Source organism: Oleiphilus sp. HI0043 (assembly GCF_001634935.1).
In genome coordinates this window covers 1-1,309 of record NZ_LWEY01001615.1, presented here as the reverse complement: position 1 = coordinate 1,309, position 1,309 = coordinate 1, and the positions used below count along the sequence as shown (strand labels likewise).

Sequence of the window (1,309 nt, the reverse complement as noted above, 5' to 3'; positions counted from 1 at the left end):
TAATTTTTGTGGGCTTAGCTTTTTAATATGCTAAATGGAATCTCGTTGTCCCGGCTTGCCAACGAGAAGCAATCAGTAAGTAACAATGAGAAGAATGTTATGCCGGAAAACCAACAAAAATCCCAAGAAATGACGAATTTCACCCCTTACGTCGAAAAAGACGGTGAGGAGTACATGAACGATGAACAGGGCGAGCACTTTCGCCAAATCCTTTTAGCTTGGAAGCTTGAGCTAATGGAAGAAGTAGATCGTACTGTGCATTATATGAAAGAAGACGCTTCTAACTATGCAGATCCAAGTGACCGAGCGACACAAGAAGAGGAGTTCAGTCTTGAGCTTCGAACACGTGATCGTGAGCGTAAGCTAATCAAGAAGATCGATAAAACCTTAGACCGCATCGAAGATGATGACTATGGCTTTTGCGATTCTTGCGGTGTAGAGATCGGTATTCGTCGGCTTGAAGCACGACCTACTGCAACCCTATGCATCGACTGTAAAACGCTCGCTGAAATTAAAGAGCGCCAAACAGGAATTTAATCCTGATAGATTGGGTGGGAGCTACTCCTACCCAATATCCTTAGATCTATGAGCTCATATCGCGGTCGCTTTGCTCCGTCCCCTACCGGCCCTTTACACTTTGGTTCACTCTTCGCTGCCTTGGTTTCCTATTTAGAGGCAAGGAGAAATTCGGGTACCTGGCTTGTAAGAATTGAAGATATTGACCCCTTACGTGAAGCACCCGGCGCTAGCCAGCAAATTATCGAGACACTTGAAGCCCACCATTTATTCTCGGATGAACCAATAGTTTTTCAATCAGCACATAGTGCTGAATACGAAAGCTTGTTAACAAAACTGGACTTAAGAAAAGCAATTTTCTATTGCCCCTGTAGTCGAAAATACTTGGCTACAAACGGTGGTCGACACAATGAAGCTTGCCTACGCCAGTCTGTCGATAAGCAAAACTGTGCTCAGAAGTTTAGGAATACCGAAGAACTATATTATTGGCATGACGGCATGCAAGGTGAACACTCGTATAAACTAGATGATGATTTTGTTCTTAAGCGTAAAGAAAGCTTTTATGCTTATCAACTAGCTGTGGTTAATGATGATCACCGACAGAATATTACACATGTCGTAAGAGGCTACGACCTACTCTTCTCTACTCCCATGCAATTGGCACTCTATCAAGCGCTTGACTATAAGCCTCCCGAATTCTCTCATTTCCCGGTACTATCTGCTAAAGGTCAGAAGCTGAGTAAACAAAACCACGCGAAGGCCGTCTCTTCTCTCCAAGCCAAAGAGAATTTGA

At 43.7% G+C, this 1,309-nt stretch carries 2 protein-coding genes; both read left to right on the top strand.

Annotated elements, in window-relative coordinates; genetic code table 11:
- Positions 1 to 99: 99 nt before the first annotated feature.
- Positions 100 to 537 carry an RNA polymerase-binding protein DksA gene (gene dksA / locus A3729_RS24355; RefSeq protein ID WP_068510075.1) on the top strand — a complete coding sequence of 146 codons (438 nt, stop codon included), beginning with the start codon at positions 100 to 102 and terminating at the stop codon, positions 535 to 537.
- A 48-nt stretch (positions 538 to 585) separates the two neighbouring features.
- Positions 586 to 1,309: tRNA glutamyl-Q(34) synthetase GluQRS (gluQRS, locus tag A3729_RS24350; RefSeq protein WP_068634381.1), on the top strand; the 724-nt coding region annotated here is incomplete at its 3' end.